This is a genomic window from Agrobacterium sp. K11 (genome assembly GCF_059429395.1).
The window spans coordinates 79,066-101,443 of the sequence record NZ_JCAHRB010000005.1 but is presented as its reverse complement, the minus strand read 5'-3'; the positions used below and the strand labels follow the sequence as shown (position 1 = coordinate 101,443).

22 protein-coding genes are annotated in these 22,378 nt (G+C 58.4%); 12 read left to right on the top strand and 10 right to left on the bottom strand.

The features are described from left to right. Positions 1–4 precede the first annotated feature (4 nt). Positions 5–520, top strand: a complete 516-nt coding sequence (gene folK / locus AC5SEO_RS13350; RefSeq protein WP_174068347.1) for a 2-amino-4-hydroxy-6-hydroxymethyldihydropteridine diphosphokinase — start codon at positions 5–7, stop codon at positions 518–520. A 14-nt stretch (positions 521–534) separates the two neighbouring features. Here folK and AC5SEO_RS13345 read toward each other — a convergent pair whose 3' ends face one another. The 4 genes from AC5SEO_RS13345 to AC5SEO_RS13330 form a co-directional block, all read right to left on the bottom strand. Beyond that, positions 535–1,095: a hypothetical protein gene (locus tag AC5SEO_RS13345; protein WP_003512790.1), complete on the bottom strand. Its 561-nt coding sequence runs from the start codon at positions 1,093–1,095 to the stop codon at positions 535–537. A gap of 129 nt (positions 1,096–1,224) precedes the next feature. Beyond that, positions 1,225–2,304 (bottom strand): TIGR01620 family protein, encoded by a 1,080-nt coding sequence (locus AC5SEO_RS13340; RefSeq protein WP_174068312.1) that lies wholly within the window; start codon positions 2,302–2,304, stop codon positions 1,225–1,227. Continuing rightward, entirely contained in the window at positions 2,301–3,779 is a 1,479-nt protein-coding gene (locus AC5SEO_RS13335) for a YcjX family GTP-binding protein (protein ID WP_174068313.1), read from the bottom strand. The genes AC5SEO_RS13340 and AC5SEO_RS13335 overlap by 4 nt, the downstream gene beginning before the upstream one ends. Positions 3,780–3,910: 131 nt before the next feature. Continuing rightward, the gene (locus AC5SEO_RS13330; protein ID WP_035198195.1) at positions 3,911–4,420 is read right to left on the bottom strand and encodes a SixA phosphatase family protein; all 510 of its coding nucleotides are present in this window, start codon (positions 4,418–4,420) and stop codon (positions 3,911–3,913) included. A gap of 268 nt (positions 4,421–4,688) precedes the next feature. Between AC5SEO_RS13330 and dksA the strand changes: the two genes are divergently transcribed. Then, positions 4,689–5,108 carry an RNA polymerase-binding protein DksA gene (gene dksA / locus AC5SEO_RS13325; RefSeq protein WP_003512796.1) on the top strand — a complete coding sequence of 140 codons (420 nt, stop codon included), beginning with the start codon at positions 4,689–4,691 and terminating at the stop codon, positions 5,106–5,108. A gap of 127 nt (positions 5,109–5,235) precedes the next feature. Here dksA and AC5SEO_RS13320 read toward each other — a convergent pair whose 3' ends face one another. Continuing rightward, entirely contained in the window at positions 5,236–6,474 is a 1,239-nt protein-coding gene (locus tag AC5SEO_RS13320; protein ID WP_174068314.1) for a flagellar biosynthetic protein FliO, read from the bottom strand. A 233-nt stretch (positions 6,475–6,707) separates the two neighbouring features. On the opposite strand from AC5SEO_RS13320, the gene AC5SEO_RS13315 reads away from it, so the two are divergent. From AC5SEO_RS13315 to AC5SEO_RS13280, 8 genes are all read left to right on the top strand, one after another. Beyond that, entirely contained in the window at positions 6,708–6,995 is a 288-nt protein-coding gene (locus tag AC5SEO_RS13315; protein ID WP_174068315.1) for a hypothetical protein, read from the top strand. 165 nt (positions 6,996–7,160) lie between these two features. Further along, positions 7,161–9,749: a cell cycle histidine kinase CckA gene (cckA, locus tag AC5SEO_RS13310; RefSeq protein WP_003512808.1), complete on the top strand. Its 2,589-nt coding sequence runs from the start codon at positions 7,161–7,163 to the stop codon at positions 9,747–9,749. Positions 9,750–10,042: 293 nt separating this feature from the next. Further along, a complete protein-coding gene (gene clpS / locus AC5SEO_RS13305; RefSeq protein ID WP_003512812.1) occupies positions 10,043–10,396 on the top strand; it encodes an ATP-dependent Clp protease adapter ClpS in 354 nt (117 codons plus the stop codon). Positions 10,397–10,406: 10 nt separating this feature from the next. Next, positions 10,407–12,923, top strand: coding sequence for an ATP-dependent Clp protease ATP-binding subunit ClpA (gene clpA / locus AC5SEO_RS13300; RefSeq protein WP_003512815.1), 2,517 nt, complete (start codon positions 10,407–10,409; stop codon positions 12,921–12,923). 158 nt (positions 12,924–13,081) lie between these two features. Further along, positions 13,082–13,840 carry an AzlC family ABC transporter permease gene (locus AC5SEO_RS13295; protein WP_174068317.1) on the top strand — a complete coding sequence of 253 codons (759 nt, stop codon included), beginning with the start codon at positions 13,082–13,084 and terminating at the stop codon, positions 13,838–13,840. Next, positions 13,837–14,181 carry an AzlD domain-containing protein gene (locus tag AC5SEO_RS13290; protein WP_003512818.1) on the top strand — a complete coding sequence of 115 codons (345 nt, stop codon included), beginning with the start codon at positions 13,837–13,839 and terminating at the stop codon, positions 14,179–14,181. Before AC5SEO_RS13295 ends, AC5SEO_RS13290 begins: the two co-directional genes overlap by 4 nt. A 68-nt stretch (positions 14,182–14,249) precedes the next feature. Further along, positions 14,250–15,200 carry a phosphatase PAP2 family protein gene (locus AC5SEO_RS13285; RefSeq protein ID WP_013636012.1) on the top strand — a complete coding sequence of 317 codons (951 nt, stop codon included), beginning with the start codon at positions 14,250–14,252 and terminating at the stop codon, positions 15,198–15,200. A 277-nt stretch (positions 15,201–15,477) separates the two neighbouring features. Beyond that, positions 15,478–16,428 (top strand): phosphatase PAP2 family protein, encoded by a 951-nt coding sequence (locus AC5SEO_RS13280; RefSeq protein WP_003512821.1) that lies wholly within the window; start codon positions 15,478–15,480, stop codon positions 16,426–16,428. On the opposite strand, the gene AC5SEO_RS13275 is transcribed toward AC5SEO_RS13280, so the two are convergent. Further along, a complete protein-coding gene (locus AC5SEO_RS13275; RefSeq protein WP_174068318.1) occupies positions 16,407–17,297 on the bottom strand; it encodes a LysR family transcriptional regulator in 891 nt (296 codons plus the stop codon). The two genes, AC5SEO_RS13280 and AC5SEO_RS13275, sit on opposite strands and share 22 nt — an antisense overlap. 110 nt (positions 17,298–17,407) lie before the next feature. On the opposite strand from AC5SEO_RS13275, the gene AC5SEO_RS13270 reads away from it, so the two are divergent. Continuing rightward, positions 17,408–18,259 carry an urea carboxylase-associated family protein gene (locus tag AC5SEO_RS13270; RefSeq protein ID WP_174068319.1) on the top strand — a complete coding sequence of 284 codons (852 nt, stop codon included), beginning with the start codon at positions 17,408–17,410 and terminating at the stop codon, positions 18,257–18,259. Between the two features lie 176 nt (positions 18,260–18,435). On the opposite strand, the gene AC5SEO_RS13265 is transcribed toward AC5SEO_RS13270, so the two are convergent. The 4 genes from AC5SEO_RS13265 to AC5SEO_RS13250 all read right to left on the bottom strand — a co-directional run bounded on the left by AC5SEO_RS13265 (position 18,436) and on the right by AC5SEO_RS13250 (position 21,397). Then, entirely contained in the window at positions 18,436–18,867 is a 432-nt protein-coding gene (locus tag AC5SEO_RS13265) for an HIT family protein (RefSeq protein WP_019565530.1), read from the bottom strand. Positions 18,868–18,993: 126 nt separating this feature from the next. Continuing rightward, positions 18,994–20,193, bottom strand: coding sequence for a GNAT family N-acetyltransferase (locus tag AC5SEO_RS13260; protein ID WP_112155106.1), 1,200 nt, complete (start codon positions 20,191–20,193; stop codon positions 18,994–18,996). Next, on the bottom strand, positions 20,190–20,930 hold the full coding sequence (locus tag AC5SEO_RS13255) for a glycerophosphodiester phosphodiesterase (protein WP_097171864.1): 741 nt from the start codon (positions 20,928–20,930) through the stop codon (positions 20,190–20,192). Before AC5SEO_RS13255 ends, AC5SEO_RS13260 begins: the two co-directional genes overlap by 4 nt. Next, a complete protein-coding gene (locus AC5SEO_RS13250) occupies positions 20,927–21,397 on the bottom strand; it encodes a RidA family protein (RefSeq protein WP_003512829.1) in 471 nt (156 codons plus the stop codon). The genes AC5SEO_RS13255 and AC5SEO_RS13250 overlap by 4 nt, the downstream gene beginning before the upstream one ends. A gap of 116 nt (positions 21,398–21,513) precedes the next feature. On the opposite strand from AC5SEO_RS13250, the gene AC5SEO_RS13245 reads away from it, so the two are divergent. Further along, entirely contained in the window at positions 21,514–22,356 is an 843-nt protein-coding gene (locus AC5SEO_RS13245) for a cell envelope integrity EipB family protein (RefSeq protein WP_003512831.1), read from the top strand. Positions 22,357–22,378: the final 22 nt, after the last annotated feature.

The window sequence follows — 22,378 nt, the reverse complement described above, 5'->3', positions numbered from 1 at the left end:
CAGGATGACAGTTGCCGCACTAGGCCTTGGCGGGAATATCGGTGACCCCGCCGCTGCAATGGCCAGAGCCCTGCGCGAACTGGATGCGCACGACGATTGCCGGGTGCTGTCTGTCTCCGGGCTTTATCGCACGCCGCCCTGGGGTAAGACGGACCAGGCGGATTTTTTCAATTGCTGTGCGCTGGTCGAAACCTCGCTTTCAGCACCCGCGCTGCTGCAATTGTGCCTCGATATCGAAAAGGGCATGAAACGGGTCAGAACGGAGCGCTGGGGGCCACGCACCATCGATATCGACGTGCTGACCTATGGTAATGATGTTGTCGTTACGGAAAGCATTGAAGTGCCGCATCCGCGCATGACGGAGCGTGCCTTCGTGCTGATGCCGCTAGCCGATATCGCACCCGATCTCGAAGTCCGGGGCAAGCCCGTGCGGGAATGGCTGCGGCAGGCGGATACAACCGGCATCATCAGCGCAAACGAAAAACGGGAGTGGTGGACACTCCCGCTTGGCGATGGCTGAAAAGGTCGCGGGTTTTACGGCTTGATCGAGCCGACGGCGATCTGGTCGATGTCGCGCGCGAGTGTGACGCCGATAACCGGGATCATCTGGTCGGCGACCTTGACGGAAATGGTGATGTTCATCGAATTATCGTTCGAGACGCGGGCGACCATGGCACCGTTGAGCTTGGCGCGATTGATGCCCACAACGACCTTGTCGCCGCTGACCTGCCCGGAAATGATGTCCAGTCCCTTGCCTTCGGCGCCGTCGAGGAACTTGCCCTCGTAAGAGCCGCCCTTTTGGCTGATGACCGCGGACATGGGCTGGCTGAAGACGCCGACGCGGCAGGTGCCGGCGAGCTTGATGCCCGTCTGCTTGTCGTCGAGTGGCTCGCCCGTCAGGTCGCAGGTGAACTTGGTACCCTTGTACTTGCCGGCGACGATTTCGCCCGGACCTTTCCAGCTTCCGGCAACGGAACGGAAAAACACGTCGTCGCGATCGCGCGATGCGGCATGGACGTCAGACAGGCCGAAGCTGCCGCTGACGGACAATATGGCGGCAAGTCCGCCCACAAGCGAAAAGAAGCGCGAATACATGATACTTTCCCCGGCGAAGAAGCCTATTCGATAAGCGGCAATCTACCGGCGGAATGGTTAATGCTTGGTTTATTTCGGCTTTATTTACAGCTTCGTCCGTAACCTTTTGAGCCGTACAAGTCCGGCTGATCAGGCTTTTTGACCGGTTTTTCCGCCACCTAGATCGGGCGTGAGGTCAGACATGAAATCACCTATGCCGGGTCGCTTTACCGCCTTGAAGGGTAGCGGGCGGCACAGATCCATCGCCGCAATGCCGATTCGCGCCGTCATCAGACCGTTGATGACACCTTCACCCAGGCGTGCGGAGAGTTTTGAGGCAAGCCCGTGACCGAGAACCTGCTGGGCAAGCCCATCACCGACGGCGATCGAACCTGTGACCGCGAGATGGGCGACGACGTCACGCAAAAGCCTGAGCATGCCGAGCGTGCCCGGTCGGCCGCCGTAAAGTTCCGCCATGGCGCGCACCAGCCTTGTCACCTCGAACAGCACATAAGCGAGATCGACCACGGCGCGTGGGCTGACGGCGGTAACGACGGAGACGCGTTTGGAGGAGTTGAGGATCAGCGCGCGGGCCTGCCGGTCGAGCGGCACCAGCAATTCGCGTTCGGCAAGCTCGATCAGATGCGGCCCGTCGATCACGTCGTTTTCGGTGTCCTTGAGTGCGGCGCGCCCCTTGGCCGTTTCGGCGCGATGGGAGAGAACTGCATTGAGGCGGGTAACGATGGCGCGGGCGGGTTTCGGGCTCTTGTCGAGGCTGGCCATCTCCGCATCGGCTTTCAGCGATTGAACGGCGTTGAGTCTCATGATGCCGAACACTTCTCGTCCGACCAGAACGAGGACGGCAAAAAGCGCAACAAGGAGCGCAATGCTCGCCGTGTAACCCAGCCAGTCGGAGCGGGAAAAGAGATTGCGGATAAGCTGATCCGCCCAGAGCCCGAAGGCCAGCGAGAACAGCACGCCGAGTGCACCAAGCGCGAGCTTGCCGAAGGAGAAGCGGCTTTTCTTCGGCACGGCCACCGGCAATGCGGCGGCATCCGTCTCTTCAGGTGCTAAAAATGGATCATCCTCATCGGGCGTCAGGGAAATCTCGGTGTCGAAGCTGCGCGGTGCGCGTTTTTGCGCGACGGTTGGGCTTGCCGTTTCTTCGGTTTCGAGCGTGAAAGCCGCCGGGCGGCGTGCCTGCGGATCGTTTGGTGTGGGAGCCTTCATGCGAGCTTGTCTCCAAACAGGAACTGCATGGCGCGGTCGAGCCTTATGTGGGGAACGGAAAGCCGGATGCCGCCGCTGCCCGGTTCATCGATATTGGGCGGGCGGAAACGCACGACATTGACGTCCGGCAACGTCGCCTTGTCGCCATCCCTGTCGATGCTGCGGAAAAGCGGCTCCGGGTCTTCGGGCAGGTCGCCGGGAAAGATCGCCGTTTTACGGTTGCCGTCAAATATCTCGCCGTTGATGGTTTCACCCGCCATCGGCGTGCCGACGATGACCGGAAGCTCGTGACCGTCCTGTCTCACGCTTGCTTCCCGCGTAGCGCGCACGGAAGCCAGCGCCATGACCTCGATGCCGGCACCATTCATGCCGATGGTGGTGATGGCGCGGTCCACCAGACGGCGGGTTAGCCGTTCCAGCCGGTCGTGGCTTTCATGATGCAGGTGGTCGGCCTTGGTAGCGGCAATCAACACCTTGTCGATGCGCCGGCCCAGCAGCGATGACAAAAGACTGTTGGTGCCAGGGCGGAAACAGGCGAGAACATCGCCCAGCGCCCGCTCCAGATCCTGCACCGCCTCCGGGCCGCGATTGACCGCCTGAAGAGTGTCGATCAGCACGATCTGCCGATCGAGGCGGGCGAAATGTTCACGGAAGAAGGGTTTCACCACGATTGCCTTGTAGGCGTCGTAGCGCCGCTCCATCATGGCGCGCAGCGACCCCTTTGGTGCCTTGTCGTCTGTCAGGCCCGGCAGGGGCGCAAAGGTCAGCGCCGGTGATCCTTCCAGATCCCCCGGCATCAGCAGACGGCCCGGCGGCAAGGTGGAGAGCGACCGCTCGTCGGATTTGCAGGCCTTCAGATAGGCGGCGAAGCTTTCCGCGAGGCGTCGCGCCGTCATCTCGTCGGCAGGCGCATTGATGTCGAGCGAGGAGGCTATTGCCAACCATTCCTGCGCGAGTTCGGCGCGGATGCCATTTTGCGCCAGCGCGACGGTGCTGTCGCTGAAGCTCTTGTAGTCCTGCGAAAGCAGCGGCAGGTCGAGCAGCCATTCGCCGGGATAATCGACGATATCGATGGAGAGCTTACCTGCGGAAAACCAACGGCCCCAACCGCTGGCGCTCTGGTAGTCGATCGTGATCCGCAGTTCAGAGATTGCCCGTGTCGAATCCGGCCAGAGCCTGTCGCGTACCAGAGCTTGAATATGGTCCTCATACTGAAACCGGGGAATGGCATCGTCCGGTTGCGGCTCCAGACGCACATTCGAGACGCGCCCGGAACGCATGGCCTCAAACAGCGGCAGACGACCGCCATTCAGAAGATTGTGGACGAGCGAGGAGATGAAAACCGTCTTGCCCGCCCGCGAAAGACCGGTGACGCCAAGCCGCAATGTCGGATTTGTAAGGGTGCTCGCACGGTCGGCCAGATTGTCGAATGCGATGAGCGCACTGTCTGTCAGGGACGTAAGAGAAGGCGGCAATGGCAGTTTCCCAGCTATTTTTCACGGTCACAGCTGCAATATAGGAAGGGGCGGTTGCCCAAAAAAGAAGCGCGCCAATGGATTTTCAACGAGTCCGGCTTCGGCAACGCATTGGTCACACGCTGCTGCGGCTATTTGCCGGGCGAGAGAAAATCGACCAGCCGCCAGCGATTTTTACCATTCCCGGCACTGTCGTCGTGATCGAGAACCGCAAGACCGGATGTCGGAAAACCGGAGGGCAGGGCGGCATGCAGCAGGTCCTCGCCTATCATCGCCTCCAGCGTCGCCTCCATTGTGGGGTTGTGCCCGACCAGCATCACGGACTGTGCGTCCGTTTGCGCGGCGATGAGAGAAAGATAGGTTTCGCTGCGCGCATTGTACATTTCGTCGATATAGACGATGTCGATGCCCTCGTTGAAGGCCCGCTGCCAGGCCTGCGTGGTCTGCCGGCAGCGCGTGGCCGTGGAAGACAACAGCACGTCCGGGCGGTAGCGCCGGTCTGCGGCAAGATCGGCGATGATCTCCGCCTCGGCAAAACCGGCCTCGTTCAATCCCCGGTCGAAATCGCGTTCTCCCGGTGCCGCCCAGGCGGCCTTGGCGTGGCGCAAAAGATACACTCGGCTCGGAGAAGATGCTGTCAAGGGCGGGGACCGACGTTCGAATGGGAGGCAATGGAGGAATGCTACAGGATAGGGTTGCATGACCGCAAGTCCTCTTTCCTGTTGGTAAGTCGCGTTTAAGTGATTTAAGAAGAGATCGCTTGAATACGAATAAAGGATAAAAATTAGTCATTTAGATGATTTTTGTGTCAGTTTTAAAAATGCCTGAAAACTGATCTGTAGACTTGAATCAGCCTATATCATTGGAGTATACACCGCCGCATTGAGATGTTCTTCGAGGAGAATCGCGTTGAGTGAGAAGATCGATCTTAGCAAATATGTGCTCTCGGAAGACGACGAGTTCATGAATGCAAACCAGCGTGCCTACTTCCGCGCGAAGCTGGTCGCCTGGAGAAACGACATCCTGAGAGAAGCGCGCGAGACCCTCGGACATCTCGCCGAAGAAAGCGCCAACCATCCCGACCTAGCCGATCGGGCATCTTCGGAAACTGACCGGGCGATCGAACTTCGCGCCCGTGACCGCCAGCGCAAGTTGATCTCCAAGATCGACTCTGCCCTTCAGCGGATTGATGACGGCACTTACGGTTACTGTGAAGAAACGGGTGAGCCTATTGGCCTCAAGCGCCTCGACGCACGACCGATAGCGACCCTGTCCATCGAGGCGCAGGAACGTCACGAGCGTCGTGAAAAAGTCTACCGCGACGAATAATGCCAGCGTTGTTCCGGGCGCTTCGGCGAGCCGGCCAATGAACAGAACCAAAATGACAAAGGGCACGGATTTGTTTCCGCGCCCTTTTTTTGTTTTGAATGTCTGTCTGCCGACAGATGTGAACCTGTCAGCGGTCGCGGGTAACGGAAAGTTCGCCGAAAATACGCGCCATTTCCTTCTGCATGTCGCCATCCGGCGTTGCACCGGTAACAGGCGGCGAGACGGGTTCGGTTTTTGGCTTTTCCGCAGCAGCGGCGACTGCCTGTTCGCTATCCGCATCCTTGCTCTTGGCGATCTCCGCCTCAAGAAAGCTTTCGAAATCGCTGGCAAGGTCATCGGAAAATTTCGGCTCGGCGTTAGCGGAGACGACGGGCGGATTTTCGGGCTTTGGCGCAAAGGGCGCAGGCGCATCTTGCCCCGGTTTCAGGCCGGGTAGAACGCGCTCGCGCGCGGCATCCAGAAAATCTGCGGCATCCGTTTGGTCGATGACCGGTTCGCGCCCGGCAAAAACCGGCGGGGCAACAACCGTCGGCCGTTCTTCAGGAACCGTTGCCTGGACAGGCGGTGCGGGCGGCGCCGAGGGTAGAGGAGCTGGCGCGAAGGGATCAGGGCGACGCTGTTCCGGTCGCTCGGCGGGCATGTCGAGTGATGCGGCAGCGAGAGGTAGAACAGCGGCGGCCGGTGCCGCAATGACCGATGCCGGTGGTGGCGCAGGACGGGTAATATCCCTTTCCGGAGCGGCTGGTCTTATCGGTGCAACGGGCTCGCGTGCCGTCGTGGGCGTGGATACGGGTTGCGGCGGCGTAGACGGACGTGGTGGCAGCGATGCGGCCGGTGCAGGGGTGGGTGCTGGACGAGCAGCCGGGGCAGGCGGTTCCGGCCGCTGCGGCTGCTTTACGGGCTCTTCCGGCAAGGAGGCTGGAGATGCCGCTGCGATTGGCTGCTGTGGCAAAGCTGGGCGGCTTTCGCGAGGGATCGGCGGTTCAGCCCTTTTAGGTTCGCTGTCCTGACGCGGCAGCGCCTTGAGTTCCGCTTCCTGCGGTTCGCGCACTTCCCTGACGATTGGGATCGCGCCGATACCACTCTCGATGACGATATCGGTTGGACCGCCAATCATGACAAGATGCTCGACATTGTCGCGGCGAACCAGCACCAGACGGCGCCGGGCGTCCACCGCCGTCGCATCGAGAACCTGCAAGCGCGGCTGCCGGTTGCGACCGCCACGGATAAACGGGGCCGCCCCGCCGCGCCTGCGCAGTATCCAGAGAACAATTGCCAGAACAAGCAGGGCTAGACCGACACCGACGACGGCGACGATGAGATTGTTTCCATAGGTGCCGATAAAATCTTCCATCATGGAGATCATCCCTTCAGATTTTTTCGTGCAATTAATATTGCCGTGGTTCTTATAATGTGAACGTCAAGCAGGAAAAGACGATTTTTTTAAGCGTGATACAAGGTTTATTCATTTCGTCCCCAGGATCGCTTCATAAGGATCGTCTCATCAGCCGGCCGGGCGCCACCAAAGCGCCATATCTTTCCCTTCAATGCCGGGGAGCAATGAAGGTTGCAATTCTCTCTTCGAAGGAGCGATTGTAAATGCTTGCGAAATTGCTGGTTGACGGGTTTCCGGTAAGAGTTTTCATTTTTGTTGTTTTATTTGGATTGCCGGGATTTGTTTTTCCCGCTCAGGCCGAGACGGCGGATGACAAGGCGTCCGAAAATCCTGCGAACATGATCGAGTTCGTAAGAGACAATCCATCCTGTATCGATTTCACGGATGGATGCTCGGTTTGCACTGTTGCGGATGGCAATATCGTCTGCTCCGCGCCGCGCATTCAATGCCAGGTTAAAGCGCTGACCTGCAGCCGCAAAATAGCCTTCTGAGGCATTTGCGCCTCTTTAGGGCCGTTTCTCTGTGCGATTTTAAGCCTTTGTGGTGCAGCGGAGCTTTTTGACGGTCAAGCGAGTTGCTACAAGAAATTCTACTGCCCGATTCCGTTGAGGAAATAGGGCTGACCGAATGACGACCTGCAGGACTGCGAGGCCAAGATGACACGGGTGCGCGAGACAAGCGACAACGACCTTCCGCTGGTGGACAGGCGTGCCCGTTCCGGCACGGTTCTGCGGATTCTGCTGCTGGCGCTGGTGCTCATCGCTGCCGCCGCTGCTTTCGTCTATTTCAAGGATTCGCTGGAAAACGAAATCGTGCTCGGCATTCTCGGCGTGCTGGCGATGATGGGTATCTTTTTTCTGGTGTCGTCGATCATCGGTTTCATCGAGGTCATGCCGCAGTCGCAATCGGACGGGCTGGCCCGCCGTTTCCTGTCGGCACACCCGGACGGCACACTGATCACCGATGCCAAGGGGCATATGGTCTACGCCAACGCCACCTATTGCAGGATGAGCGGCACCACGAAGGCGAGCGATATCCAGAGCCTGGAGACGCTGCTCTCGCGCAGCCGGGAATCGACCGAGGCGCTCTATCGCCTCATCAATGTTTTGCGGGAGGGGCGTGACGGTTACGAGGAGTTCCGTCTGCTCAAGCCGCTCGGGGAGGCCACTTCCGGCGGGCCGCACTGGTACCGGCTGAAAGGTCGGGTGCTGAAGGATGCGGGCGGCGAGGCGCTGCACGTCTTCCAGATCGCCGACATCACGCCTGAGCGGGAAGATCAGGAACGCTTCTTCCGCGAATTGCAGAACGCCATCGATTATCTCGACCACGCGCCGGCCGGTTTCTTTTCCGCAGGTCGCAAGGGTGAGATCGTTTATCTGAACGCCACCCTGTCCGAATGGCTCGGCATCGATCTCGCGCAATTTTCGCCCGGTTCGATGACTGTGTCGGACATCGTCGCCGGCGAGGGTATGGCGCTGATCGAATCCGTCCATCCGCAGGGTTCAGCCAAGCGCACCGAGATTCTCGATCTCGACATGCGCCGGGTCAACGGCCAGAGCATGCCGGCCCGCCTCGTGCATCAGGTTACCTCGAAGGACGGCGCGCCCGGCGAAAGCCGGACAATTGTTCTGATGCGTCCGAAAGGGCAGGAGGATACGGAATCCTCGTCCGCCATGCGCTTCACGCGTTTCTTCAACAATACGCCGATGGCGATTGCCTCGCTCGACGGCGAAGGCCGCATTCTTCGTATCAACGCGCCATTCCTCAAGCTGTTCTCCGGCGTCGTCGGGCGTGACGATATCGATCGCGGCGTTGCCCTCGAGGCCATCATCCACGACAATGAGAAACCCAGGCTTGAGCAGGCGCTGGCCGAGGCGAAGGACCGGCAGGGCGATATCGCCCCGTTCGATTCCCGCCATCCGAGCGACGAGGGCCGCCATTTCCGTTTCTACGTCAATGCCGTCATCGATCAGGACGACGAGGCGCCCGAAGAGGTGGCAATCGTTTATGCGATCGAGGTGACGGAGCAGAAGGCGCTCGAAACCCAGATGGCGCAGACACAGAAGATGAACGCCGTCGGCACGCTGGCAGGCGGCATCGCCCACGATTTCAACAATGTGCTGACTGCGATCCTGTTGTCATCAGACCATCTGCTGTTGCAGGCCCGGCCCGCAGACCCGAGCTTCGCCGACCTGATGGAGATCAAGCGCAACGCCAACCGCGCGGCGGTGCTTGTGCGACAGCTTCTCGCTTTCTCGCGCAAACAGACGATGCGCCCGGCGATCCTCAACCTGACCGACGTTATCGGCGACCTGCGCATGCTGGTGGACCGGTTGATTTCCGGCACCAATGTCAAGTTGGAAGTGGATTACGGCCGCGATCTCTGGCCGGTGAAGACCGACCTGTCGCAATTTGAGCAGGTGCTGATCAATCTTTGCGTCAACGCGCGCGATGCCATGCCCGATGGCGGCAAGATCACCATCCGCACGCGCAATGTGGATGCGGATGAAGCCGCAGCGCTCGGTCGGCCGGAAGTCCCGGCGGAAGACATGGTCATGGTGGAGGTCGCCGATAACGGAACCGGCATTCCGCCGGAGATCATGGACAAAATCTTCGAGCCGTTCTTCACCACCAAGGATGTCGGCAAGGGCACCGGTCTCGGCCTGTCGATGGTCTATGGCATCGTGAAGCAGTCCGGCGGTTACATCTATCCCGAATCGGAAGTGGGCAAAGGCACTGCGTTCCGCATCTATTTGCCGCGCCACGTGGTGGAAGTGGTGCACGTTCCGGGCCAGCAGCCCGGTGAAGCTGCACTTGCCCCTGTGGCTCTGCCCGAACCGGTGAAGGAAGAGCCGCTGGATCTGACCGGTAACTCCGCCGTCGTGCTTCTGGTGGAGGACGAGGAGGCAGTACGGCGCGGCGGCAAGCGCATGCTGGAAACCCGTGGTTACACCGTTCATGAGGCGGGTTCGGGTGTCGAGGCGCTGGAGGTGATGGAAGAGCTGGAAGGCAAGGTCGATATCGTCGTGTCCGACGTCGTCATGCCGGAGATGGACGGTCCTTCACTCCTGAGGGAATTGCGCAAATCCTATCCCGACCTGAAATTCATCTTCGTTTCTGGTTATGCCGAGGACGCGTTTGCTAAAAACCTTCCGGCGGATGCCAAGTTCGGCTTCCTGCCAAAACCCTTCTCGCTGAAACAGCTGGCGATCGCCGTTCGCGAAATGCTCGACAACAAGGAATGACGGCGGATGGCGCGGGCGTGAGATTAGGTCCGCTGTTGCTCGCGATTCCCTTGCAGGCGCTTGGCGTCAAGGCTGAAACCACGTCAGGAAAGGCGGATAGCACCGCGCTTTCCAGCAGTGCTATGGCAAGCCCCCTGTTTTTCCCAAGGTTTGCCTCTTCGCAAACGCAATAGTGATTGCACCGTTTCACAGGGGGCTTAAAATCCGATCTTAACGACCTAGATATGTAGAGGCGAAGTTCTCCCTCCTGGTGATGACTGCCGGTTTGAGAACGGTTTGGAGAATGATGAAAGATGATCGCTGAGCCGATCTACATGCAGGGCGAGGGCGACGGGGAAGACGGCGGTACGAACCGCGGAACGTCCGTTATAACCCGCGTCAAGCCAAAGACGAAAAGACCGAATTTGTACCGTGTTCTTTTACTGAATGACGATTACACTCCAATGGAGTTCGTCATTCATATTCTGGAGCGTTTTTTCCAGAAGGATCGCGAAGCGGCTACCCGCATCATGCTGCACGTGCACCAGCACGGCGTAGGAGAATGTGGGGTGTTTACATATGAGGTCGCAGAGACGAAAGTAAGCCAGGTCATGGATTTCGCCCGACAGCACCAGCATCCGCTGCAATGCGTCATGGAAAAGAAATGAGGATCGCAACGTGCCAACTTTTTCCCCAAGTCTCGAGAAGGCGCTGCACCAGGCACTGACCTTTGCAAATGAGCGTCACCATGAATATGCGACGCTGGAACATCTCCTTCTGGCGCTGATCGACGACGCGGATGCCGCTGCCGTGATGGGCGCCTGTAATGTCGATCTCGATGCGCTGCGCAAGACTGTCAGCGATTATGTCGACAACGAACTGACCAACCTAGTGACCGGTTATGACGAGGATTCCAAGCCCACATCTGGCTTCCAGCGGGTTATCCAGCGGGCTGTCATTCATGTTCAGTCGTCCGGCCGCGAGGAAGTGACAGGAGCAAACGTGCTTGTGGCCATTTTCGCCGAGCGCGAAAGCCACGCTGCCTATTTCCTGCAGGAGCAGGAAATGACCCGTTACGATGCGGTCAATTATATCTCCCACGGCATCGGCAAGCGTCCGGGCACATCGCAGACCCGCGCTCCGCGTGGCGCAGACGAGCCGGAGGCCGACCCCAAGGCTGCACGCAGCAATCCCGAGGAAGAAGGCTCATCCGCCAAGAAACAGCAGGATGCGCTGAAGGCCTATTGCGTCAACCTCAATGAAAAGGCGAAAAACGGCAAGATCGACCCGTTGATCGGCCGTCATGAGGAAGTCAACCGCACCATCCAGATCCTCTGCCGCCGCTCCAAGAACAACCCGCTGTATGTGGGCGATCCGGGCGTGGGCAAGACGGCGATCGCCGAAGGTTTGGCCAAGCGTATCGTTGAAGGCAAGGTGCCTGAAGCGCTGGCCAATGATACGATCTTCTCGCTCGACATGGGCACGCTTCTGGCCGGAACCCGCTATCGTGGTGATTTTGAGGAACGCCTGAAGCAGGTCGTCAAGGAGCTCGAGGAATATCCCGGCGCAGTCCTGTTTATCGACGAAATCCACACCGTCATCGGTGCGGGTGCGACGTCTGGCGGCGCAATGGATGCATCGAACCTGTTGAAGCCGGCGCTGTCGTCAGGCGCGATCCGCTGCATCGGTTCGACCACCTACAAGGAATATCGCCAGTTCTTCGAAAAGGACCGCGCGCTGGTGCGTCGCTTCCAGAAGATCGACGTGAACGAGCCGTCGATCGATGATGCTATCGCGATCATGAAGGGCCTGAAGCCCTACTTCGAGGATTATCATCACCTCAGATATTCCAACGAAGCGATCAAGGCTGCTGTCGAATTGTCGGCCCGCTACATTTCCGACCGCAAGCTGCCGGACAAGGCGATCGACGTAATCGACGAGACCGGTGCGGCGCAGATGTTGCTTCCGGCGTCCAAGCGCCGCAAGCTGATCACGGAACGGGAAATCGAAGCAACCATCGCGACGATGGCCCGCATTCCGCCGAAGACCGTTTCCAAGGATGACGAGATGGTTCTCGCCAACCTCGAAAAGGAACTGCGCTCGGTCGTTTATGGTCAGGACATCGCCATCGAGGCGCTGGCCACCGCCATCAAGCTGGCACGTGCCGGTCTGCGCGAACCGAACAAGCCGATCGGCTCATATGTCTTCTCCGGCCCGACCGGCGTGGGCAAGACCGAAGTGGCCAAGCAGCTCGCCGCCTCGCTCGGTGTCGAGATGCTGCGGTTCGACATGTCGGAATATATGGAGCGCCATACCGTTTCGCGTCTGCTCGGTGCACCTCCCGGTTATGTCGGCTTCGATCAGGGCGGTCTCTTGACCGATGGCGTCGATCAGCATCCGCATTCCGTGGTGTTGCTGGACGAGATCGAGAAGGCCCATCCGGACATCTACAACATCCTGTTGCAGGTGATGGACCATGGCTCGCTGACCGACCATAACGGCAAGAAGATCGACTTCCGCAACGTCATCCTCATCATGACGACCAATGCGGGCGCTTCCGAAATGGCGAAATCGGCCATCGGTTTCGGTTCTTCGCGACGCACGGGTGAGGATGAAGAGGCGATCAATCGCCTGTTCACACCGGAATTCCGCAACCGTCTGGATGCGATCATTCCGTTCTCGCCGCTGCCGACTGCCGTTATCCACAAGGTGGTACAGAAGTTCGTCATGCAGCTCGAGACGCAGCTCTCCGAGCGGAATGTCACCTTCGATCTGCACGAAGACGCGATCTCCTGGCTGGCGGAAAAGGGTTACGACGAAAAGATGGGCGCTCGCCCGCTGTCGCGCGTGATCCAGGAACACATCAAGAAGCCGCTCGCCAACGAAATCCTCTTTGGCAAGCTCAAGAAGGGCGGTGTCGTCAGCGTCACCGTCGGCAAGAAGGACGATGGTTCCGACGGCCTCAAGCTCGAGGTTCTGCCGGAAACAGCGCCGGTAAAGCCGAAGCCGGAAGCAGAGCTCAATGCTGCCAAGTCTCCGGGCAAGGCGTCTAAGGCCAAGGCGAAGCCCGCCTCGAAGGCAGCGATTGCCAATGAGGAAGCGGATGTTCTGGTTGCCGAGGCGAGCAAGCCCGACGAGGATAGCAAGCCGCGCCGCAAGGCGAATACGGTGCCGAAGGTGCCGAAGAAGAAATGATAACGGTCTTCCGACCGACAAACGGTGCCGGGCGAAAGCCCGGCATTTTCATGCCTGAAGCGCGTCGCATTTTACCGGATTCGTGAAGCGCGCTTTATTTTTCTCATCATTCCGAAACCGCTGCGCACTTTCGGACGACATGCATTAGTGGACCAGCAATGCAATCAGCAGACAGCGATACCATCCCCCTGCGCGGCTGGTTTTTCAGGGGAATGCGGGGCATATTCTCGCTGCCCTCGCTTATTCTCATGACATCCTTCGTCGGTTTCAGCGCCTTCGCGCTGGAATCGGGCGTTCAACGTGGGGAAGCGGTGTTTATGACGCTGGTTATCTGGGCTTTGCCGGCCAAGATGATCCTGATCGGCTCGATGGTCGGCGGCGCCAATCTTGCCGCGTGTTTTCTGGCGGTGACGCTGTCATCGGTGCGAATGATGCCCATGGTTGCCTCCATCGTTCCGGAGATGCGTGGCGCAAAAACGCCGACATGGATTTTGTTGTTCCTCTCCCACTTCGTGGCGATCACCGCCTGGGTCTTCGCCACGCAAAATCTTTCCATGATACCGCGCGAAGCACGGGCTGCGTGGTTTGCCGGTTTCGGCATTACCCTTACCGTCGTCAACGCTATCATTGTCGGCCTTTGTTACGGCGTCGTCGCGGCTTTTCCACCGCTTGTCGCAGGCGTGCTGTTTTTTCTGACGCCTGTCTATTTCATAGCGTCGATCTGGGCGACCGCCCGCCATTCCGTCGTCAAGGTCGCCTTCATCATCGGTGTGATCGCGGGGCCGGTCTTTGCGTTAATCGCGCCGGAATTCGACATTCTCTATGCCGGGATCGGTGGCGGCACGGTGGCTTATCTGATCGACCGTTTCGTCTTTCGTCGAAAGATCGTTCCCGTCTCACCGGAGAGCGAACCATGATGACCGAACAGTGGTGGGCGCCCTATCTCTTCATCGCCATTGCTGGCTGGCTGGCGACCGATCTCTGGCGCTGGCTCGGCGTGCTCGCCGGCAACCGGCTGAAGGAGGATTCCGAGGCGCTATACTGGGTGAGGGCAGTCGCCACCGCGCTCGTGATGGCCGTCACCGCCAAGCTGATCGTCTTTCCAACCGGAACGCTTGAAGCTTCACCGCTATGGCTACGCATCGGCGCGGCAGCACTCGGTTTCACAGCGTTCCTGGCCGCCGGCCAGCGTGTCATTGTCGGCGTGGCTGTGCCCATCGCACTTTTGGCAGCCGGGTTGTTTGTGCTCGGTTTTTAGTACTCTTCTTATCCGAATATTAAGGCCAATGACCTAGATTTCCGCTGAAGGCGTCTGGGGTAAATTCTATGAAGTTATTTATAGCAGAACGTTTTGTACTGAATGTAATTTTTATATTATTTATTGTCGATGTTGCATTGATTATGACGAAGGGCATTGAGGTTGACTATACCGGATATTCTCTGTGCCTGGTGGCGGGTACCGGGGTTTTTCTTCTTGGCCAGTTCTACCGGATAAGCGAGCGTGATCTTCGCATAGCGGCTGCACTTGTTTCCGCTGGGCTGTTCATCCTTTTTTCGCTGGCGGGCTCTGTGTTTAACTACATGTTCCTGCCGGTTCAGTTTCCGGCGATCGATCCCCTGTTGTTGAGCGTGGATGCCGCGCTCGGCTATAACTGGCGGGATGTTGTCATCTGGGCTGCTACCCAACCGTGGATCGGCAAAACCTTGTTTTTTGTCTATGCGACGTCGCTGCCGCAACTGCTGTTGATCGTCATCATGCTGGGTTTTACCGGCAAGGATCGGATGCTGCACCATTTTCTGGTAACGGGTGTGCTTGGCGCTCTCGCCAGCATCGTTTTTTGGATATTTTTTCCAACTTACGGCGCTAAAGCCTATCTGGATCTGCCGCAATGGGTCACCGAGACAATTCCAATGGCGGTCGATCCTGCCTATGGACAGGAACTGATGCGATTGGGGCAGGAAGGCGTAAGCTATCTCACCCCTAAAAACGTGTTGGGATTGATCGGTTTCCCGTCGTTTCACATCTTCATGGCGGCGATGTCCGTCTGGTTCGTTCCGCGTCACTGGCTGGTGATGGCGGTGATTTTGCCGCTAAATCTTTTGATGCTGCCTGCCGTTCTCGTTCAGGGCGGACATCATCTCTCGGATATTTTTGGCGGCCTCTTCGCTTTTGTTATCGTTTGCGCAGCCTCGAGCCGTCTGCTCAACTGGCTGTCGGCAAAGGAACGGGCCGGCAAGGCGGCAGCAGTTCCTGCCCAAGTCTTCGCGGCGGAATAATCGCCCCGGTTTTCGTACTCGCGCGCCTCCGCAACAAGCCGTTCCGACAGAAGCCGGGGCGATGTGGTCATCTCGTGGAGGCATCGCTACTGTGGCTGCACATCGGAGCGGCGACATTCGGTTTCATCGCATTCCTGGCGACCGGCAATCGCTTTATCGCCGGCGTGGCCGCGCCGATCTGGCTCTCGGCCGGTGGGTTGTTTATAATACTTTCCTTATATGAATATTAAGCTAAATACCCTACTGTCCCGTCGATTGGAACCGGGGCGGCTATTCCATGCGACTCTTTGCGGCAGAGCGTTTTGTACTTGGCTTTATCACCATCTTATTCGTTATCGATACGGTACTGATCGCTGTCAAAGGCATCGGGGTTGACTACGCCGGATATTTATTATGCGGATCGATGGGCGCCGGCGTTTTTATTCTCGGTCAGTTCTATCGCAAAAGCGGGCGTGATCTTCGCATAGCTGCCGCGCTAATCGCAGGCGGACTGTTCATTCTTTTTACGCTTGTCGCGTCCGTCTTTAACTACATGTTCCTGCCTGTCGCGTTCCCGGCAATCGATCATGTGCTTTTCCGTGTGGATGCAGCCTTCGGTTATAGTTGGATGGGCATCGTCACTTGGGCGGCGACACATCCGTGGATCGGAACGATCCTGTTTTTCGTTTATGCGACGTCGCTGCCGCAGCTTCTGGTGATCGTTATTACGCTTGGTTTTACAGGCAAGGAGCGGATGTTGCACCACTTCCTTGTAACGGGAGTGCTGGGCGCTTTTGCAAGTATAATCTTCTGGATATTTTTCCCGTCATTTGGGCCATCCGCCTATGTGCAACTGCCGCAATGGGCTTCTCAGACCATCCCCTTGGCGGTTGATAATGCGTACGGGCAGGAGTTGAACCGCCTGATAACGGAAGGGGTTGTTCACCTTTCGCCCAAAAACGTGCTGGGACTAATAGGTTTCCCTTCGTTTCATATCTTAATGGCGGCGATGTCTGTATGGTTCGTTCCACGTCACTGGTTGGTGATGGCGGTGATCTTGCCGATCAATATCTTGATGTTGCCCGCCGTTCTCGTTCAAGGCGGTCATCATCTGTCTGATGTTTTCGGCGGTCTCGTCGCGTTTGCAATCGTCTGTGCAGCCTCAGCCTGGCTGCTCAAGTGGCTTTCGGTAAGGGAAAGAAACGGAGAGAAGGCTCGCGCTTCGACTCAAGTCGTCGCGGCGGAGTAATCGTCCCGGTTTTCGCTCTCGCGCGCCTCATCGACAAGCCAGTCCGACAGGAGTCGGGCTGATGCGGTCATCTCTTCTGCTTCGATCAACCAGTAATATTTGTCCGCATCGGCCGCCCGATCGAAAAGCACGGTCAATTGACCGTCGGCGATTTCGTCGCGAAGAAGCGCTGTCGGGCAAAGGCCGATGCCGTGTCCCGCCTTGAGAGCGGTCACGAGCAGATTGAAGTCCGCAAAGATTGGGCCCGTGCCCTGGAACAGGGATAGGCCAGCAGTCGCCAGCCAGTCCCGCCATGCCGTCTCGGTGGCGTCATGCAGCAATTCGGCCCGCAGCAGGCTTGAGACATCGTTGAAGGGACCGGACTTCGTGGCGTAAGCGGGTGCGCATGTCGGGCGCGTCTCGGCACTGAAAAGCGCCACGGCTTTTTGCGCAGGGCGTGGGCCGTGGGTGATGCTGAGATCGGGCTGCGTGGTCTCATTCCTGCCGGAATAGCTGATTGACACCTGTATGTCTGGATAGAGCGCGCGGAAACGGGGCAGGCGGGGTGTCAGAAAATGCGCAACCACTGAAGGCAGGCTGGCCAGACGAACGGTGATGCGGTCGCGGCCCCGGCTGATCCGTTCCGCACCGGAAGCGATCTGCCCCAAGCCGGACGAAACCGTCATGCCGAATTCCTGACCCGCCGGCGTCAGTCTCACGCCTCTCGCATGGCGCTCGAAAAGCGGCGCGCCGAGCCATGTTTCCAGATTACGCACATGCTGGCTTACGGCCGTCGCCGTCATGCCGAGTTCCTGCGCGGCCAGGGAAAAACTTGTCCTTCTGGCCGCAGCTTCAAACGCGCGGAGGGTGGCGAGCGGTGGCAGTTTCATGATGCTGCGAGGCTAAGTCAGACTTGGTCTGAGCGCAAGAAAAACCCGTCTTGTCATCACGCCATTCATGCCGCAATTTCGCGTCACATTTTCATCCATCCGAGGATTTCATGACCCCCTTGTCCGCCGCCGAACCCATTGATGCCGCCGCGCGCCGCGCCGTCCGTCCCGTCGTCGTTTATCCGAACGGCACACTTCAGACACCGGACCTGGCGCGTCTGGCACAGGCTAAAAAAGCCATGGTGAAGATAGACGAAGTCATCGTGCCACCGCGCGAGGGCGGCACTTTCAATGTTCCTAAGGGACACTTTTTTCGCATCGTCAGCACCGAAGGCCCACAGGTGGGGGATTTGAACCTCTGGAATGCCCATGATCTGACGGAGCGCTTTTTCAGCGGCAAAACTCGCGCCCTGCATGCGACCCATGTTTCCGTAGGCAACCGCCTGTGGAGCAATCTGCCGTCCCTGCGGCCGATGGCGACCATCACCCATGATACTTTGTCATGGTATGGCTGGGATGAAGATGGCGGTGGCGTGCATGATGTGATCGGCACCCGGTGCGATCCCTACACCAACAAGCTGTTGAGCGGCGGCGACTATCACCATTGCTGCCATTCGAACCTCACCAATGCGCTCGCCGCGGCCAAAGGCCTGTCATTCGGCGAGGCGGAACCGCATGTACACGATGTTCTGAACGTCTTTATGTGCACGGGTTTCACCCGCGATACGCATCAGTATTTCATGAAGGCAAGCCCGGTGCGGCCGGGCGACTATCTGGAACTCTTCGCGGAAATTGATCTCATCGGCGCGCTCTCCGCTTGCCCCGGCGGCGATTGTGGTGCCAGCCATTCGAGCGACGCGGTCCCGTGCTATCCCCTGAAGGTGGAGATATTCCGGCCGGATATGGCGGTGCTTGAAGGCTGGCCCTGGCCGGAGAGGAATGCCTATCGTCCCGTGGAATGATGATAAACACCACGGTCGTTATGCCGGACTAGATCCGGCAACCAGCCAAGGCGCGTCTGCGCCGAGAGGAATATCGCGCGATCAAGGACTGGATCGCGCCGCACCCCGGATAAGCTCCGGGGTGACGGTGTGCGGATGCCGCCATTCTGCCAAACGCGTGGGCGTCTTGGCAAACATCACGAGGCAAGCGCTGCCTTTATCTTTTCCGCATGGGCCTTCAGCACTTCGCCATCGGCCATAGCGCCGGAATGTGGCTTCAGCGGTTCGCCCTCCTTGCGCGGAATAACGTGGAAATGCAGGTGGAACACGGTCTGGCCGGCTGCCGGTTCGTTGAACTGGGCGATAAAGACGCCATCAGCGTCGAAGGCTTCCTTTGCTGCGACTGCCAGTTTCTGCACTACGGCAATGGTCTTTGCCAGTACTTGCGGGTCGGCATCGAGCAGATTGCGCGAGCCGGTTTTCGGAACGACCAGAAGATGGCCGGGTGCCTGCGGCATCACATCCATGAAAGCCAGCGTATGCTCGTCTTCATAGAGCTTGTGGCTCGGAATTTCGCCGCGCAGGATTTTCGCGAAGATATTGTTGTCATCATAGGCGCTGGCGGTCATCGGTGATCTCTCCTCGTAACGGACTAAAGCATGTCGCGTAAAAGCGTGTAGCGGTTTTGCGATAACGACATGCAACGAAACAAAGGCATAAAGCGTAGGCAGCGAATCTGAAAGATCGCGACAGCTTTATGCATCCGGCTCGTGTTCCTGTCGCTCACCCTTGCGGAAGGGCGTGTGGTCTTCCAGATAGTCGCCAATATGTTCGACCTCTTCACGCTCGCGCTGAAGATAATCGGCAATCGCGCGGCGCAGACCCGGATGGACGATGAAATGCGCTGAATGGGTGGTGACCGGCACATAACCGCGCGCCAGCTTGTGCTCGCCCTGCGCACCCGCCTCCACCCGCTTCAAACCCTTCGACAGCGCGAAATCGATCGCCTGATGGTAACAGACCTCGAAATGCAGGAAGGGATGATCCTCGATACAGCCCCAGTGTCGGCCGTAAAGCGCATCCGAGCCAATGAAATTGATTGCACCGGCGATATAGCGTCCCTCGCGTCTGGCCATGACCAGCAGAACGTCATCAGGCATGCGCTCGCCGATCAGCGAATAGAATTCCCGCGTCAGATAGGGCCGTCCCCATTTGCGGCTGCCGGTATCCATGTAGAAGGCGAAGAACTGGTCCCAGATCTCCTCTGTCAGGTCGCTTCCGGTCAACCAGTCGATCTCGATGCCGTTTTCCAGCGCTGCCCGACGTTCTTTTTTCAGCCCCTTGCGCTTGCGCGATGAAAGGGCATCAAGAAAATCGTTGTGATCGCGATAGCCGTCATTGATGAAGTGGAACTGCTGATCGGTCCTGTGCAGGAAGTCCCGGGGCAGAAGCGCGGATAGGTCGGCGTCTTCCAGAAACGTGACATGAGCGGAAGAAACGCCGATCTTTTCCGTCACCTGGACAAGGCCGGATGCCAGAAGCGGTTTGAAGCGCGTCTCGTCTTCGGTTTCGGATACCAGCAGCCGCGGCCCGCTCGCCGGCGTAAACGGCACCGAACATTGCAGCTTCGGATAATAATGGCCGCCGGCTCGCTCAAAGGCATCCGCCCAGCCATGGTCGAAGACATATTCGCCCTTGCTGTGGTTCTTCAGATAGGCCGGAACGGCTCCGACGAGTTCGCCCGACGCGTTTTCGAGAAGCAGATGGTGCCCAAGCCATCCGGTCTTGGCAGTGGCCGATCCGGAATCTTCCATCGAGGATAGAAATGCGTGGGAAATGAAAGGATTGTACGGTTTTCCTGACACATTGCGTGATGTTCCGGAAAGCCGTTTCCAGCTGTCCGGATCGATATCCCTCAGGGATTGCGCAACGCGTATGGAATAGTCTTCTGTCATGCCGTGGCGGAGGGGTTCTCTCTCGGGTCGAAACCTTCGAATGTCATCTGGTCCGCATACTTATAGGTAGTCTCGCGCGCATTTTCATCCCTGACAGTCCAGGTAATCACGGGAAGCCCAAGTTTTCTTTGCGCCTCGATGAAACTATTGGGCAAATGACCCCAATGATAGGAGATGAAATCAACACCGATCTGCATCGCCTCGTCGTGTTTGAAGAAGTCTTCCGGCTTGGCGCCTTCGGCGGTAAGGCCGAGCGGCCAGGGCGAACCTGCAGCCTTCAGGTCTCTGAGGAGGTGATGGTCGAAGCTCATCAGAGCCACCTGGCCCTTGTAGCCCTCAAGATCTTCCAGCACCGCTTCGGCAAACCCGTCATCGACGCCTTCGCCCTGACGTCCTTTCAGTTCGATCACCAGCGGCACCTTGCCGGCGCATAGCGTCAGAAGCTGTTTCAGCGTCGGTATGCGGTCCTTGGTCTGACCGACCGAAAGCAGAGACAATTCACTGGCGGTATGTTCGCGCACGTCGCCCTTGATACCCGTCAGCCGGGCCATGTCGTCGTCGTGAAAAATCACCGGCACGCTATCGGCGGCCAGCTGCACGTCGCATTCGATGGCAAAACCAGCGTCGATGGCGCGCGAAAATGCGGATAGCGTGTTTTCCCAGACCACCTTGTTCAGGTCATGATAACCGCGATGGGCGACGGGCTGGGCGGTAAGCCAGGAAAGTTTAAGGGTCATACGTCGATTTCCACGATCGCGTCGATCTCGACGGCGGCATTGAAGGGCAGGCAGGCCATGCCGACGGCGGCGCGGGCGTGCTTGCCGGCATCACCCAGAACGTTGGCGAGGAGATTGGAGGCGCCGTTAATGACGAGATGCTGTTCAACGAACTCCGGAACCGAGGCAACGAAGCCGTTCAGCTTGAGGATACGACGGATTTTCGAGAGGTCGCCGTTCAAGGCAGCCTTGACCTGTGCGAGAATGTTGACGGCGCACAATTCGGCGGCGCGCTGGGCGGTTGCAACATCAACATCGCGGCCAACGAGGCCCGTCACCGCAATCTTGCCTGATTCCATCGGCAGTTGACCCGATACATAAAGAAGATTGCCGCTGATGGTGAACGGAACGTAGTTTGCGGCAGGTGCTGCCGCCACGGGAAGAGTAAAGCCCAGTTCCTTGAGGCGGCCTTCGATGACATCAGACATTTTCGTCTCCGGTTTTGTTGTAAATCCTTCAAGAATCCGGCATTCAGAAGATGTTGATCCAAAAGCCGGGCGGTTGCTTGTACAATATGAGCAGCGAGTCCAACAGGAGATATTGAATGTTTGTCAGGACGCTTGGTTTCGTTGCCGCCACAGGGCTCATGACCGGCCTGTCGAACGGTGCCAATGCCTTGCCCGTCACGGTTCCGGACCTCATCGCCCATCGCGCCGTCTACGATCTCGAACTCAAGGACGCGACGGATCGTTCCGGTATCGAGGGCATGACGGGCCGCATGGTCTATGAATTCACCGGCTCTGCCTGTCAGGGTTACAAGACGGATTTCCGTTTCGTGACACAGATCAACACCGGCGACGCGGTCCGCATGACCGACCAGCAGACGACGACCTTCGAGGACCTGGCGGCCAAGAAGTTCACCTTCGAGACCAAGTCCTACACCGACGACAAGCTGGACAAGGAAGTGCAGGGCGCTGCAATCGACAACAAAGAGGGTGTGAAGGTTGATCTGACCCGCCCGGACCCCCGTCAGATCGATCTCGTGGCCAGCGAATTTCCGACCGAGCACATGTTTCAGGTCATTGAAAACGCCAAGCAGGGAAAGCGCATCTTCGAATCCCGTATTTTCGACGGCTCGGATGACGGCGATGAAAGCCTGATCACTTCCACGCTGGTCGGCAAGGCGCAGATGCCGAAGGACGGCGATGCCGAGGCTGGCAAGGCGGGCGAATTCGGCAAAGCCGCGTTCTGGCCGGTGACGATCGCTTATTACAACGACAAGACCGGCACCGACGCCCTGCCGATCTACCGCATGTCGTTCAAGCTTTACGATAACGGAATCACCCGCGATCTGACGATGGATTACGGCGATTTCGTTCTGACCGGCAAGCTCGCGAAGCTTGATATCCTCAAGCCGGAAACCTGCGAAAACAAGCCGGTTCGCTAAAAGACGGACCGTTTGCGTGGTT